General features: G+C 68.1%; 10 protein-coding genes and 2 pseudogenes. 4 read left to right on the top strand and 8 right to left on the bottom strand.

The features are described 5' to 3' along the window. From AC07AB_RS38155 to AC07AB_RS38145, 3 genes are all read left to right on the top strand, one after another. On the top strand, window positions 1–2,853 hold a 2,853-nt coding region (locus AC07AB_RS38155), incomplete at its 5' end, for an ALF repeat-containing protein (RefSeq protein ID WP_478576779.1). Window positions 2,854–3,005: 152 nt separating this feature from the next. After that, window positions 3,006–3,401: a hypothetical protein gene (locus AC07AB_RS38150; RefSeq protein WP_478576776.1), complete on the top strand. Its 396-nt coding sequence runs from the start codon at window positions 3,006–3,008 to the stop codon at window positions 3,399–3,401. Between the two features lie 716 nt (window positions 3,402–4,117). Then, window positions 4,118–5,572, top strand: a complete 1,455-nt coding sequence (locus tag AC07AB_RS38145) for a glyceraldehyde-3-phosphate dehydrogenase (protein ID WP_478576773.1) — start codon at window positions 4,118–4,120, stop codon at window positions 5,570–5,572. A 52-nt stretch (window positions 5,573–5,624) separates the two neighbouring features. Here AC07AB_RS38145 and AC07AB_RS38140 read toward each other — a convergent pair. Then, window positions 5,625–5,760, bottom strand: a pseudogene (locus tag AC07AB_RS38140) (IS5/IS1182 family transposase); the annotation flags it as partial. Window positions 5,761–5,973: 213 nt separating this feature from the next. After that, entirely contained in the window at window positions 5,974–6,366 is a 393-nt protein-coding gene (locus tag AC07AB_RS38135) for a hypothetical protein (RefSeq protein ID WP_478576770.1), read from the bottom strand. 678 nt (window positions 6,367–7,044) lie between these two features. On the opposite strand from AC07AB_RS38135, the gene AC07AB_RS38130 reads away from it, so the two are divergent. Continuing rightward, window positions 7,045–10,794, top strand: coding sequence for an nSTAND1 domain-containing NTPase (locus tag AC07AB_RS38130; RefSeq protein ID WP_478576767.1), 3,750 nt, complete (start codon window positions 7,045–7,047; stop codon window positions 10,792–10,794). 44 nt (window positions 10,795–10,838) lie between these two features. Here AC07AB_RS38130 and AC07AB_RS38125 read toward each other — a convergent pair whose 3' ends face one another. The 6 genes and pseudogenes from AC07AB_RS38125 to AC07AB_RS38100 form a co-directional block, all read right to left on the bottom strand. Further along, window positions 10,839–11,153, bottom strand: a complete 315-nt coding sequence (locus AC07AB_RS38125) for a hypothetical protein (protein WP_478576766.1) — start codon at window positions 11,151–11,153, stop codon at window positions 10,839–10,841. Between the two features lie 527 nt (window positions 11,154–11,680). Continuing rightward, window positions 11,681–12,776 (bottom strand): annotated as a pseudogene (locus AC07AB_RS38120) (barstar family protein). Window positions 12,777–12,804: 28 nt separating this feature from the next. Further along, a complete protein-coding gene (locus AC07AB_RS38115; RefSeq protein WP_478576763.1) occupies window positions 12,805–13,128 on the bottom strand; it encodes a hypothetical protein in 324 nt (107 codons plus the stop codon). A gap of 297 nt (window positions 13,129–13,425) precedes the next feature. Further along, entirely contained in the window at window positions 13,426–14,400 is a 975-nt protein-coding gene (locus AC07AB_RS38110) for a VlmB-like protein (protein WP_478576760.1), read from the bottom strand. Then, entirely contained in the window at window positions 14,397–14,993 is a 597-nt protein-coding gene (locus tag AC07AB_RS38105) for a flavin reductase family protein (RefSeq protein WP_478576757.1), read from the bottom strand. Before AC07AB_RS38105 ends, AC07AB_RS38110 begins: the two co-directional genes overlap by 4 nt. Further along, a complete protein-coding gene (locus tag AC07AB_RS38100; protein ID WP_478576754.1) occupies window positions 14,990–15,502 on the bottom strand; it encodes a hypothetical protein in 513 nt (170 codons plus the stop codon). Before AC07AB_RS38100 ends, AC07AB_RS38105 begins: the two co-directional genes overlap by 4 nt. Window positions 15,503–15,525 lie beyond the last annotated feature (23 nt).

Raw genomic sequence — 15,525 nt, 5'->3', positions numbered from 1 at the left:
CAGGCGCTCGACGACGGTTCGGCCAAGGCGCTGGACACGTTCCTCTCCGTGGGCCGGGCCGGGGCTCAGGAAGAGGACGACCGCTTCGAGCTCATCAAGATCATGGACGCGGGCGGCCCGGAGGTGCAGAAGGCCGCGCAGCGGGCGATGGACGGAAGCGCGCAGGACGTCAGGGAGTTCCTGGAGACCGGACAACAACTGGCCCGGTCGCGAGACCAGGAGACTCTGACGGTGACTCAGCTCGCACAGGTCGCCGAGGATGCGGGCAAGCGGGCCAAGACGCAGACGGATGCGGCCAAGGACGCTTCCGAGCGCGCCGAGGACGCCGCGCGGATGGCCAAGGAGGCCGCACAGAAAGCGGCCAAGGAGACCGAAGCGGCGAAGGGCGACTCCGAGAAGGCAGGGCAAGCCGCCGGCCGCGCCGCGCAGGCGGCCGAAGGCGCGGCCGAAGCCGCACGGACGGCGATCCAGGCGTCCAACACCGCGGTCTCCGCGGCCCGTACAGCCGCGAGCGCCGCCCAGGCCGCCGCCTCCGCGGCCGCCGCCGCAGGGCAGGCCGCCGCACGTGCCTACAACGCCGCCACCGCGGCCGGGAAGAACGCCGGCGAGGCCAAGGCGGCGCGCGAGGCGGCCCAGGCGGCACGTGACGCGGCCGCGGGGGCGCGCTCCGCGGCGTCGGCGGCCTCACACGCGGCCGACGCCAGTGCAGAGGCCGGGCGTTCCGGCGCCGCCGCTGCCCGCGCCGCGCAGAATGCCGCCGACGCGGCGGACGCCGCCGCCTCGGCCGGCAGTTCAGCCGGTGAGGCCACGGCGCAGTCCCGCAGGGCCCGTGAAGCCGCGGCCGTCGCCCGCAGCGCGGCGACTACCGCCACCTCGGCGGCGGGCCGGGCCGAGTCACTCGCGTCCCAGGCCGCTACCGCGGCTCGTTCCGCGCAGCAGAGCGCCAACAGCGCCGCCGACCAAGCGGAGAAGGCGGCCAAGGCCGCCGACGACGCCGCGAATGAGGCAGGCAAGGCCCAGGACTGGGCGAACAAGGCCACGGCTCATGCCAACGCGGCCGTCGAGGCGGCCAAGACGGCCTCCGATGCCGTAGCGACGGCACAGAAGGTCGAGAAGCTCGCTCGCGAGAGCGAGAAGGCCCAACTCGACGACAACACCAAGCTGGGCATGGCGGAAGCCCGCGACATCGCGAAGGCCGATCAGGACGGCCGCGACTATCAACTCGGTCAGAAGAACCAGGCGGCCGCCGTCGACCAGGCGACCAGGGATCTGTTGAAGAAGGCGTCCGCTCCCGGAACCGACACCGCGACCGTGGCGGCCCTCGGGCGCAAGGCCGCCGTCAACTTGCTGTCCAACAACGGCACCTGGTCCCGCCAGGCCGCCGAGACCGCCCTCACGGGGACCGACGAGGACGTCGCCGTCTGGGTCAGGACGGACTACGAAAGGGCCCTGCACCAGGACGACCGGGAAAGAGTCCTCTACCTCGCCAAGATCGGCGGCCCCCGGTTGGCCGAGGCCGCCCGGAAGACGCTGGAGGGCGACGACGCGGGCGTGGAGACGTTCCTGAGCCAAGGCGTCTACGACGTTCAGGCCGAGGACTACCGTATTCAGGTGGTCAAGCTCATGAACGGGGCGGGCAGGGCCGTCAAGAACGCGGGAAGCGCGGCCATCGACGACGGCAGTGCCAAGGCTCTGTACGACTTCCTGCTCAATGGCTACCGTACGGCGCTTGACGAGGACGACCGGGTCGAGACCGCTACGGTCATGCATGACGGCGGCCCCAATGTTCAAGCCGCCGCTCAGGTCGCGATGGACGGTCCCGCCTGGATGCAGCACCGGTTCGTCATCCGCACGCAGTACACATCGGCTCAGATGGATCAGGACACCGCAGCTCACGTGGCGTCTGTACGAGCCCTGATCGCCACGGCCGCCCGTACCGCCGCTCTCGCGAACCAGAACGCGGCCGAAGCCTCCGAAGTAGCCGCCAGGGCCCACGACAGGGCCGATGAAGCCGGCGAGTGGGCGAACAAGGCCCGTACCTCGGCTACGCAGGCCAAGGGTTACGCTGACGAGGCGCAGGACAAGGCCCGCGAGGCCGATAAATCGGCGGCCGACGCGGCCGGCTCCGCCAAGAAAGCAAAGAACGCCGCGAGTACCGCTCGTCAGGCCAGCCGCCAGGCCAATTACTCGGCGAACCAGGCCGCCGTCTCGGCGGAGCAGGCTGTTTCCTCAGCGGAGAACGCGCACACTTCGGCCGCCGACGCCGGCAGGGCGGCCACTGCCGCAGGCAAGGACGCCAAGGAAGCCGCACAAGCCGCGAGCGAAGCTCACGACATCGCCGCCCAGAAACGGCGGCAGGAGCAGGCCGCGGCCGCGGCCAAGGCGGCGGAACAAGCCCGGGAAAACGCCCAGAAGGGCACCGACCCCGCCGATAGCTCCAAATACGACGTATGTCGACCGGAGGACCCTCCGAATACTGGAGACGGGAAGGACTGGGCGCGTGAGTGGGCGCATTATTCCAATCGCGTGAGTACTACACTGGGGGCGGGCGCAGCAGTTTCAGCAGTCTTTCCTGGAGCTGATCTCTTTGCGACACCGATACTGGGTGGAGCATCGATCGTCTCCGGTGTGATCAGTGCCGGCCTTTCTGTTTATGCGGACGGATTTGGTAGCTCAGGCATGATCAGTGCCGTATCCGGGCTCGCGCTCGGTGGAATCTTCGGTAATGTCGGCAGAGCAATCGGTGTCGGAGCGAAGGTCTTGGGTGGCGGGGCTGTGCTGTCCGTGGCTGAACGGACGGTGTCGGTCGTTAATCAGGCGATCTCTCCGATCGTGGGGTTGTTTACTTGGTAGTATGACGCGATTCGCATGGAGCACGAGTAGGGGGCAGTCGCATTGATGGTTCACAATGTCGCAGCGTTTGTCGCTTGTCGTGTTGAGACCCGATAAGACATCAAGGTGCGGGGGCCTCGCGGTGAGGCCCCCGCAGAGCAAAGGGAAAAGATATGCAGCTTCCGCCCGTTCCGCTGAATATCTGGTGGGGCGCATCCGTCGTGGTGACAGCCATTTTTTTGGTTTTCTTTATTCCGCTCATGCCGAATCAGCAGTACAGAGTTCGGATGCTCCTTGCTCCTGTGCTTGGTATCGTATTCTGCATAATCGCCTCCTTGGCGAAGGGGTTTGGCGTCGGGGAGCTGCTCCCGATTTACTCTTTTGTGATCTTGGCTTTTCCTATTGGCTTCATCGGTCATCGGGCGGAGGTCAAGAGAAGATTTCAGGATAGGGTGACGAGCGGCGAGCGGCCGGATAACGGCCTGTCCATGGGTTTGCAGTTGCAGCTGGTCTTGGTGATTGCGGTCGCTGCGTCTTTCGGGGCGCTCTTTTCCATGTCGGCGTCGTGATGAGATTAAGTGGGCCCGGATGGCGGGCGCTGCCGACTTTTGGGGAATGACGACCTCCTGTCATCTCCATGCCTATGTGGTGGTCCGTCGTTGTGATCAACGTGGCTGTATTCCTGGCATTCTGCGTCACGCTCATGCCGAACCGGCGGTACAAGATTCAGGTGTCTTACGCTCCGGTGGGTGGAGCAGTGATCGCCTTGGTGGCCAGATTTGTGAAGCATATGGATACGCATACATTGCTGGCGCTGTATTCGAGCGTGATGCTTGGAATCCCTCTGGGGCTGCTGGGGAATCGGCGGGAGATGAAGGAAAAAGCTCGGGATGTAGCGATCCACGGGAATCGCCCGGAGAATAGGGCGTCCCGCAGGATTATGGTGCAGCTTCTGACCACGCCGGCTGTCACGGCAGCGCTCGCGGCATGGCTCTCACGGCGAAGCCGTGAACGGGATATGGCCGCCGCGTCTGGCAGGGCCGTAGCGAGGCTGCTGCCTTCGGGCTCCGGAGTTGCATGACACGCCACGGCCGTCATCCGCTCCGCCCCGTCCGGCCGCACGGTGGACGGGCGTCTGGCGCATCCCGGCGGTGTCGCTTGGACAGCACCGCGGCTCTGGTTACCCCTCGTGGGCGGCCCACGGCGGCCCACGGCGGCACCGCCTGACCAGGCGAAAACGCGGAGGGCTATCATGTGAGCGCCGCCTAGCTCGAAAGATGAACCTGTGACTGTCAACGACGACTCGTTCACCAATTGGAAGCACCGCGAAGAGATCGCGGAGTCCATGATCCCGATCATCGGAAAGCTGCACCGGGAGCGTGATGTCACGATCCTGCTGCACAGCCGCTCGCTGGTGAACAAGTCGGTGGTGAGCATCCTCAAGGCGCACCGCTTCGCCCGGCAGATAGCGGGTGAGGAACTCTCGGTGACCGAGACGCTGCCGTTCCTCCAGGCCCTCACCGCGCTCGACCTCGGCCCCGCCCAGATCGACCTCGCCATGCTCGCCGCGAGGTACAAGGCCGACGACCGCGGACTCGCGGTGGCCGAGTTCACCGCCGAGGCGGTCGCCGGCGCGACGGGCGACAACAAGATCGAGAGCCGGGCGGGGCGCGATGTCGTGCTCTACGGCTTCGGCCGCATCGGCCGCCTCGTCGCCCGCCTGCTCATCGAGAAGGCGGGCTCCGGCAACGGCCTGCGGCTGCGCGCCATCGTCGTACGCGGGGGCGGCGGCCGGGCCGCCGAGGATCTCGTCAAGCGCGCCTCACTGCTGCGCCGCGACTCCATCCACGGCCAGTTCCAGGGCACGATCACCGTGGACGAGGCGAACAGCACCATCGTCGCCAACGGCAACGAGATCAAGGTGATCTACGCCAACGACCCCTCCGAGATCGACTACACGGCGTACGGCGTCAAGGACGCCATCCTCATCGACAACACCGGCAAGTGGCGCGACCGCCAGGGCCTCTCGGAGCACCTGCGCCCCGGCATCGACAAGGTCGTCCTGACCGCGCCGGGCAAGGGCGACGTCCCCAACGTCGTGCACGGCGTCAACCACGACATGATCAAGCCGGACGAGCGGATCCTGTCCTGCGCGTCCTGCACCACCAACGCGATCGTCCCGCCGCTGAAGGCGATGGCGGACGAGTACGGGGTCCTGCGCGGCCACGTGGAGACCATCCACTCGTTCACCAACGACCAGAACCTCCTGGACAACTACCACAAGGCCGACCGCCGCGGCCGCAGTGCGCCGCTCAACATGGTCATCACCGAGACCGGCGCCGCCTCCGCTGTCGCCAAAGCCCTGCCGGACCTCAAGGCCCCGATCACCGGTAGCTCCATCCGCGTCCCCGTGCCGGACGTCTCCATCGCCATCCTCAGCCTGCGACTCGGACGCGAGGCCACCCGGGAGGAAGTCCTCGACTACCTCCGCAACGTGTCGCTGACCTCGCCGCTCAAGCGCCAGATCGACTTCACCAGCGCCCCCGACGCCGTATCGAACGACTTCATCGGCTCGCGCCACGCCTCGATCGTCGACGCCGGCGCCACCAAGGTCGACGGCGACAACGCGATCCTCTACCTCTGGTACGACAACGAGTTCGGGTACTCGTGCCAGGTCATCCGCGTCGTCCAGCACGTGTCGGGGGTGGAGTACCCGACCTACCCGGCGCCGGTGGCCTGACGCCGGGGCATCTCCCGGCCGCGCCTGCGGCGGCCTCGGGAGTCCATGAGAGGTCATGGTCGTAGCCGCAGTCTGCGTAGATGGCCCGTGCCTTCCGTTCGGGGCCGTCCTCGCCGGCCCCGAACGGGAGGCACGGCGTCGGCCAGAGGGAGAGGCCGGGTGACGTCGTTGCGATGGCCGCCGGTGAGGGACACACGAGGCGAAGTGCCCGCTCATGGGGGAAATGGCGGTCGTCGCAGCGGGTCCCACTCCACGTGTGCGGCAGGTCGAATGCGCATGGACGGTCAACGAGGTCCTCGTGTTTGCCAGTCGAGACATCAGACTTCTTCCTCAACAGCACGAGGACCTCGCTCATTGCGGGACCGGCGCAGTTCTCTGGTCTGTGGCCAGACCGAAGGGCCTCAGTAGTCGATCTTCCCTGTGGCGCGTTCCGTTCCTCCGAACTGCAAGTAGAACTGGGCGCCATCGTTCACGTTTGATGCGGCCAGCCCCCATTGGCCTGCGCGGAGCGTCCGCCACTTGTTGCAGGGGAGGGTCTTGATGCAGGCCCGTACTTGACGGTCGTGATTGAGCTTCAGGTTGATGTCGTTGCACCGGTCCGTGGCCTTTGCATAGGTACCCCTGGCGGGCCAGAACGCGGGGTCCTTGGGGCCGGTACCCGGTGAGCTGGTGAAGTTGGGCGCGTCCACGGTGCAGGGCCGCTGGATGCTCACGTCGGGGGTGTTCGAGGCCGCGGCCGGTCCTGTTGTAGCGGCAGTCAGGCCGCTGCCCAGCAGCAGGGCAGCTGTTGCCATCGGTATGATCTTGAGCTTCCTACGCACGATCCACCTCATTCTTTTCCGGTTTTCCAGTGCATGCGCTTGGGACACGGCCGTCGTGCGTCCCTTCGTTCACGGATGGCTATCTGCTCGTCCTTTCGTCGGATCCCCACATCCGCCATTGGGCGCGGATCGTGACTGTGCGCTGAATTCACTCCGCTTGGCGGGGGTGGAGTCCGATCTCGACCTGCCCGGCAGGCACGCAGTCTCTGCCGGCAGGTCCTGCTGAGCCGCATCGGCACCGGGACATGGCGCAGATCGTCGATGGCCCGTGAGGCTCACAGGCGTCTCAGCAGTCGGCTCCCTCACGTCGGCGTCAAGGTGAGCGGAATGGGCCGTCGTGTTGTCACCGATTGGATCCCGACGTGTCCCAGCCGCTGCCGGTGTTGATGAAGAACAAGCCGAGATCGCGCCTCCTCTGTTGGGCCGTGCCGCTCGGTACGGCACCGACTCTTGGTGCCGACGGGTTGTCCCGCACCCCGTGGACGTGTTTCGCAACAAAGACCGGGGTTGTTGTGCTGCCGCGGCTGTACCCTGCATCAACTGACGCGAACAGCCCTGGAGAGTAAGGGAGTTGGCTGGCAGGTGCCTCAGCTGATCGCCGGGCTGGGGTGGGCGGGGAGGGGCCGTCGACGTCTATGGGGGAGGTCGGTGATGGGACGCAAGGAGAAGCCGGTCGATCCGCAGGGTGGCCCCGCCGCGCGGTTCGCGTTCGCGTTGCGCGAGCTGCGCTACGAGGCCGGCAGTCCGCCCTACCGGACCATGGCTCACCACGGCGGCTACTCGGTGTCCGCGCTGTCACGGGCTGCTGGGGGCGAGGTGCTGCCGTCCTTGCCCGTGGTACTCGCATATGTGAGGGCCTGCGGCGGTGATGCCACCGAGTGGGAGCACCGCTGGCGCGAGGCCCAGCGCACGGAGGCCGCCCAAGTACCCGCCTGGGAGGAGGAGCCGGCTGATGCTCCCTATCGGGGGCTGGCCCGGTTCGAGGTGCGCGACAGCGCTCGGTTCTTCGGCCGTGAGACGCTCACCGACGACCTGTTGCGCCTGGTGGGTGCGCACCGGTGCGTGATGGTGTTCGGTCCCTCGGGAAGCGGGAAGTCTTCCCTCCTGCGTGCCGGGCTGATCTCCCGCTTACAGAACGCCGTGGACGCGGGCCCGCGTCCGGCGGCCATCCGGATCTTCACGCCCGGCCCCCGGCCGGTGCAGGACCACGAGGAGCTGTTCGTACAGGCCTCGGCGCCGGGGGAGACCTGGCTGATCGTGGACCAGTTCGAGGAACTGTTCACCCTGTGCACCGACCCCCACCAGCGGGCCCGTTTCTTCGAGCTGCTGTCCACCGCTCAGGAGCCGGGCAGCCGGCTGCGAGCGGTGCTGGGCGTGCGGGCGGACTTCCTCGCCCGCTGTCTGACCCACCCGGTCCTGGCCGCGGCGGCGCAGGAAGCCAGCCTGCTCATCGGTCCCATGGCGCCGGCCGAACTGCGCGAGGCGATCGTCAAGCCGGCTGCCGCCCAGGGCCTGATCGTGGAGAGGGTGCTGACCGCCCGTCTGATCGAGGAGACGGGTCCGGAACCCGGAGGACTGCCGCTGCTGTCGCACGCTCTGCTGGAAACCTGGCGCCGACGCCGGGGCCGCACCCTGACGCTGGACGGCTACGAGGCGGCGGGCGGCATCCACGGTGCTATCGCCCAGACCGCCGAAGACCTCTACCGCAGCCTCTCTCCGCTACAGGCCACGCATACCCGCCGCATCCTGCTGCGACTGATCACTCCAGGCGAAGGCGCCCCGGACACCCGCCGCCCCGTCGACCGCACGGAGCTCGACACCCGTAACCCCACCGACACCGAGCTGGTCCTCGAACGCCTGGCCCGGGCCCGGCTGATCACCCTTGACGACAACCTGGTGGACCTCGCCCACGAAGCGCTCATCACCTCCTGGCCCCGGCTGCGCAACTGGGTCGAGGAGGGTCGTGAACGCCTGGTGGCCCACCGCCGCCTGACCGAAGCCGCTGCCCTGTGGGAGGAACTCGCCCGCGACGCGGGGGCCCTGTACCGGGGGAGCCGGTTGAGCACGGCCGAGGAGCAGTTCGGCCCGCCTCACGGTCAGGACGACTTCACCGCTGTCGAGCGGGACTTCCTGGCAACCAGCATCGAGGAGCGTGACCAGGAACGGCGTACGCTCGCCCGCCGCAACCGCCACGTCCGCTACCTCGCGGCCGGCCTCGCAGCACTCCTGGTCGTGGTGACCGGCGCCGGCGTGCTCACGGTCCGCCAACGCCAGGAAGCCGATCACGCCCGCCTGCAGGCCACCTCCCGGCAGCTCGCCGCGCAGGCGGTGTCCCTGGCTCCGACTCGCCCGACGGTGGCCAAATTGCTCAGTGTGGAAGCGTTTCACACCGCTGCCACTCCCGAGGCACGCAGCGCGCTGCTGACCATGTCCACCTACCAGTACCACCAGGCCGAACTCACCGGACACAGCGACGCCGTCTCCGAGGCCGCTTTCAGCCCCGACGGCCTGCTCGCCTCTGTCAGCCGCGACCGGAAGATCATGCTGTGGGACCCGCGGCGCCGCACCCACCTGGCCACCCTGACCGGTCACAACACCTGGCTACGGGCCGTGGCCTTCAGCCCCGACGGCGCGACGATGGCCACCGGAGGCGACGACAAGAAGGTGGCCCTGTGGAACGTGGCCACTCGCAAGCGCACGGCGACTCTCAGAGGCCACACCGAGCTGATCAAGAGCCTGGCATTCAGCCCCGACGGCCGCACCCTGGCCACGGCTTCCGCGGATCGCACCGTTGCGCTGTGGGACCTGCGCGACCGCGCTCGGCGGCACACCCTGACCGGCCACGCGGACACTGTCGGCGCCGTGGCTTTCAGCCCCGACGGCCGAACTTTGGCCACCGCCGCGGGTCGCATGGTCACGCTATGGGACACGGCGACCGGCAACCGTCGAACAGTCCTGAAGGGCCACACCGGTACCGTCGAGGCACTGGCCTTCAGCCCGGACGGCCGCACCATCGCCACCGCCGGCGAGGACCAGAAAGCGATGCTGTGGGATGCCGGGAGCAGCAAGCGCACCGCCATCCTCACCGGACACACTGGGCAGATCCGCGCCCTGGCCTTCAGCCCCGACAGTCGCACCCTGGCCACCGCAGGACTCGACCGCACCGTCATGCTCTGGGACCCCGCCCGTGCCGTCCGCACCGCCATCCTGACCGGGCACGGCACCAACGTCTACGGCCTCGCCTTCTCACCCGGGCCACGACCATTGCTCGCCTCGACGGGAGAGAACGGCGCTATCACCCTCTGGGATCCGTCCCGTATCGCACTGACCGGCCACCGCGACCGCGTCAACAAGGTGGCCTTCAGCCCTGACGGCACCACCCTGGCCACCGCCAGTGACGACGGAACCGCAGCACTGTGGAACCGACAGCGCGGCACTCGCACGGCGACACTCGACGCAAGAAGCGGACAGGTCAACTCAGTCGCCTTCAGCCCGGACGGCCGCACTATCGCCACCGCCACCGGGTCCGCCGTCCACCCGCCGCGAGCCCGTGACTACACCCTGACCCTATGGCGCGCGGCCACCAAGGCCCTCCCCGAAGACCTGGCCGAGAAACCGCCCGGCCCTCCTGTCCAACTCCTGGCCCGACTTACCGGCCACACCGCCCGCGTCACCGACGTCGCCTTCAGTCCCGATGGCAGCACAGCGGCTACCGCGGGCGAGGACGGCGCTGTCATACTCTGGGACACCGCCCGAAAGGCCCGCCTGGCCACCCTGCGCCAATCGGCCCGCTCCGCAACGACCACCGCACCCTCCGCCGAAGAGGCCGCAGGCATCAACGCGGTGGCCTTCAGCCCCGACGGCCGATCTCTCGCCTCGGCAGGTCACAACGGCACCACCGTCGTGTGGGACGTCGCCACCCGCACCCGTCGGCTCACGTTGTCCGGGCATACCGGATCCCTGCGGGCGGTGGCCTTCAGTCCCGACGACCGCACTCTGGCCACCGCCGGACTCGACCACAGAGTCATCCTCTGGGACGCCGCACGCGGCACTCGCGAAGCGGTCCTCACCGGCGACTCCTCCGTCATGGCCGTGGCCTTCAGTCCCGACGGCACCAGCCTGGCCACCGCCGGCGAGGACACCTCAGTCGACCTGTGGCAGGCGGACACTCGCCGACACCTGGCCACCCTGACCGGCCACACACGCCAGGTACGCACCCTCGCCTTCAGCCCCGACGGAAGTACTCTGGCCACCGGAGCCGTCGACGGCAGGGCCGTGCTGTGGAACACCGATGCCGAGCGCACCGCGAAGCAGTTGTGCGTCACCGTCGCCCGCAGTCTCACCCAGGAGGAATGGAAACGCTTCGCCCCTGAAGCTCCGTATCACCGCACTTGTCCGTGAAAGCCGAGTCGCCGTCAGTTCTTCCGAAGCCAGGGAGCGAACACTCAGCCGACGTAGCAGAATATGGGTTCGCCGCGGATCTGGGTGCAGATCGCAATCTCCTTCGAGGTGATCTTTGTCCACTCCCCGTGAATGGCGGGATACCAATGGGTGCCTTCGTCGAAAGTCACGTAGTAGTCCGAGTGGTTGTAGGTGAAGGCGTCGACGTCATCGCCGCTGAACCACCCGCCCTTTTTCGTGTAGGGCTTGAGAGTTTCCTGGTCACACGGTAGGTGGCGCCAGTGTCGGTCCGCTCCGCCCTTTCCATTCCAGACGTCGCAATATCCATTCCCTTTGCCGAGATCGAGGGTGTAACTCATCTCCGTGCTCGTATGATTGCGCACTTCGCCGCAGATCACATCGAAGACACATCCGGCGGCGGACGCGGGCCCCGCTGTGGCCAAGCCACCCCCGAGGGCCAGAGCCGTAACAGCGATAACGACGGTTAACCGACTGCGCCGACGCATCTCTCCTCCTCATGTCACGCTTTCATGAACAGCGTGCCCAACACCCTAGAGAGTCCTCGATCCCGCGCGCGCGTGCCGATTCGGCCAGTCATACGCGGTGAATGCGCACGGCGGGCCTGGCCGTCCGCCACTCGACCAGGCCCCTCCTGTGGCATCTAAGTTCATGCGACACCCAGCTCTGCGAGCGTGGGAGAGCCGAGGCTGCTGCTCCGGGATCTGGGGTGGGGCCAATCGCCGCCTGCGACCGTGCCCACTCGGTTGGCGTTCGCGCAGCCGCGTGGGCACCACGGAGCGCGTGCGGGGCGGCAGCTTGATGCTCGGAGTGTGATCCAGGGGAGAGTGGCGGGGAGTTGTAGGCACCGTGGTGAGCGGACCGCAGCTCACATCAGGGTGATGTGCATGCCGCCCTCGGCCAGGACATCGAGGACCTCGGCGAACAGGTCGTAGGGCTGGCCATCCGCCGTCAGGACCTGGGTCAGGTGCTCGCGTGCGGTCATGGCGTCCCGCCAGAGCAGGGTCGCGGGGGCGGTGTAGCCGAAGTTGCCGCGCAGGCAGTCGTCGAGGGCGGTCAGGCAGCCGCCGAAGTAGCCGCCCGGCCCGTTCACCGCCTCGCCGAGCGCCAGGTAGAGACTCGGTTCGTCGATGACGTGCCGGCCGTCGAGCTCGTAGGCGTGACCGGCCGGCCGGTCACGGCGGACGCGCTGACAGGCTCGCTCCCGGACGAGATCGAACCAGGCCCCGCGGCACCGAGTGCCGAGACCGGCCCAGATTCCCAGGGTGTCCGGCGGTCCGGCGAGCCACCGCTCCCAGATGGGCCGGGCGTATTCGGGAACGGGCAGGAAGAGTGCCCCGGCGAGCTCCAGGTCGATCAGGTCCTTCCCGTAGGAGGATGGGCTCCAAGCACTGACTCGCGGCCACAACAGTCGTTCGGTGAGCGGCACGCCCCGGTCATCCCGTATCTCCAAGGCGGCCTCGTCCAGATCCAGCGCCCGCCGGGTGCCCTTCATCAGGGCCGTCCGCAGCTGATCACCCGGGGCGAGTCCCCGCAGGACGAGCGGGGGTACCGCATCCTCGGGCGGCAGGATGCGGGCGAACCCCTGACCCGAGCCCAGCCACCGGCGCTCGTCGTGTACTCGGACGGGACCCGTGTGCCCCTCGGGCGGGCCTTCGTAGTCGGTCCAGGCCGGTGAGCACGAGACTGTCTGTCCTGGGGAGCCGCCTCAGGCTTTCCGCGTCCTCCAGCAGCCAGGGCTCAAGTGCCCCGTCTTCCGGCACCAGCCACACCCGGCTGCTGATCCAGCCGTGCACGTCGGCTCCCGGAACCCAGCCGAACAGCTCGTACGTCCCACGCCGAGGGGCCCCGAACAGCCCCTCCGCCTCGGCGCAGACACCCCAGACGTGCCCGTACTCCGTATCGGTCAGCGTGTACCGCATGCGCCCGCGAGGGTTCTCGTTCTCATGCACGGTGGGAATCATGCCCGGACCAGGCTTTGACGGCGAATCTTCACCGGCGCGTGAGCCTTTCCCTATGCGCCACGATGTCCCTCTCCGCGAGCGCCCCGAAGCCCTCACGCCCACGCTGCACGTCACGCTCGGTGCGCAGACCATCCAGCCCTGGAGGCAGCCGGGGAACGTCGATGTCGACCTCCTCCAGCCCCTCGCCCTGGAACCGGGCCACAGTCTCCGGGTCGGTGACCACCTCGACCCAGGCGAACGATTCGAGGACCTCCCGCTCGGAACGTGCTCGGACGCACCACCACGAACCGCCCATGCCGTAGTCGTGCAGAACGAGGAAGGGGCGCTTGCGCGCGTCAGCGTCATCGATCATGAAGGCTGAGCCTGGCGAGGCCCGTTGCAGGGCTGTTGGACCGGCCGAACACGTGGGGCATCAGCAGCCGCCCCCGGCGGTCACCGAGCAGCGGAGGAACGCGGGGCTGTCGTCATCGGCCGTGCTCGAAGCCCCCTGCCTGCTCACTACGCGGACCGGGGCCCAGGGCGGCGCTCTGAGAAGTCGGGCCACCTGGGGCGCGTTCCCCGGGTGGCCCGGCTCCGGAAGCCTTCGCTGCGTAGTCGCTTGGGCTGCCGGCTGGCACTGCGACGTGAACAACGCTGCGGATCAATACGTCTAGCGAGTGGTGCGGATGATGTCGACGGCCTCGGGGAGTCCCATGTACGGCAGCCGGATCTCCGCCATGTCGTCGGTCCATCGCTCGGCCAGGGCGTAGCGTTCCTTGGGCGTGGTCTCCAGGAGCCTGCGCCCGGGGAACACCTCGTAGTCGCGCAGGAGGGATCGGTGTGCCCCCATGCCCTCCTGGAACAGTTCCTCGCGGTGCAGTACGAACTCTTCGGAAGGCAGGTCGTCCCACAACTCGCGTCCCCGGCGGATCAGTTCGATCAGACGCGTGCGGTACTCGGGGTGCTCGCTCAGGTGCTCGCGCACGATGGAGCTGCCGACCGTGAGGTGACGGATCTCGTCGATGGACGCGCCTCGGGCGATCTCCGCTGCGGCCGGGTCCAGCCGTCCCCACTTGCGTTCGCTCAGTTCCGCGGCGGGGGCCAGGACGCCTTCGATGACGATGGTGAACACGGCGACGGCGCCGAAGAAGTCGCCCTCGTCACGCACGATCCTCGTCGCGAACTCGGCGATGGGGTTCAGTACGCGCCGCGTGTAGTCGGCCCCCTGCTCTGCGATGAGGTCCAACAAGCCCTCCTGGGGCACCTCCAAGTCCGTGAGGTGCTGCCGGAAGACCCGTGCGTGCCGGGACTCGTCGACGACCTGCGTGGTGAAGAACTCCTGTTCGGCGATGCCCGGCGCGGCGATGACGTAGTGCGACAGGACCTGTACGGCACGGGACTCGGCGAGGGAGCGGTTGCCCAGTTCGAGGACAAGCGCCTCGCGCAGCGGTCCCGGCGCGCGCATATAGGCCGGGGTGATGGCGTCGTGACCGCGCTCGGCGCGGCCGCGGAGCGTTCCCTGCGCCACGGCTGACAGCCAGTAGGCGAGGTCGCACTGGTCCGCGGTCAAGGTCAGTTCCTGGGCGCCGTCGAGCAGGTTGGGCGCCTGGTCCCAGTCGGCCTCGATCGGTAGGTCGGTTGTCATGACACCTCACTGTTGCGGGACGAGGGTTCGGACGAGGGTGTGATCACGGGGCACTGGAGTCGGCCGGCGAAGCTGAGGATCGGCTGCCCGCTCTCGTGCGCGCCGTCGATCACCTCGGCAAGCAGCAGATCGTGGTCGCCGACGCGATGCCGGCGCAGTATCCGGCAGGCCATGTGCGCGAGGCTGTCGGCGAGCAGTGGTGCGCCGGTGACTGCGTCGGTGGACCACCGGAGGCCGGCGAACTGGGCTTCACCCAAAGGTCGTTCGGCGTTGGCGAAGTGACGGGCGAGGGCCGCCTGGCGGGTGCTGAGCACGTTCACGGAGAATGTTCCCGTGCCCCGAGCCATCGAGGCGAACGCTGACGCGGGGCGCAGGCAGACGCCCAGGATGAGCGGGTTCCGGGACATCGCGATAACCGCGCTCGCGGTGGTGCCGTGCCGCACGCCGTCCTGGTTGACTGTCAGGACACTGATACCGGAGGCCACCTGACGCAGTGCCTGCCGCCCGGCGTCGCTGCGGTCGGCGGTCGGCGGCTCGACCGCCGGGGTGCCATTGCCCGTACGCTCCGTCAGCGGACCGGAGGAGCGGCTCACTGGCCGGCTCCGACCCGGAGTTCGCCGCGTTCCCCGTCGGCCGGCCGAGGCACCCGGTCGCCGACCGCGCGCGATGCCAGCATCGCCGTCACCTGGTCCACGACAGGGGTCGGTTCCGGTTCGAAGGGCAAGCCGAAAGACTTGAGGAAGTTGCCGAACACGCCGCGGTCGCCGAAGACGTGGAAGGGAAGCGCCAGCAGCGCCCACTCGGGTCCGACCAGCCACCACCACACCGCTCCCACGGCGGCACACGTGATCAGGCTGTGCATGCTGTTGTACAGCACGTAATACGCCTTGGCGATGCGCCGGTCAGGGCTGCGCCGGTAGGCGATGGCGCCGGGAATGTAGCCGATGAGGTCGATGTAGAGGAACAACGCGATGGCCGGAATCCAGCGGATCTCGCCGAAGTGCACGATGATCAGGGCGATGGTCACGACGAAGCCGACCAGGTACTCGGCCCGGTGCAGTTTGAAGGTGACGGGTGATTCGATCGGGTTCTTGATGTCCATGAGGGGGCCTCTTCCAGTGGCGT

The sequence above is a fragment of the Streptomyces sp. NPDC044033 genome, assembly GCF_056434425.1.
The sequence above is the reverse complement of the archived record's forward strand: the minus strand, read 5'-3'. Positions and strand labels throughout refer to the sequence as shown.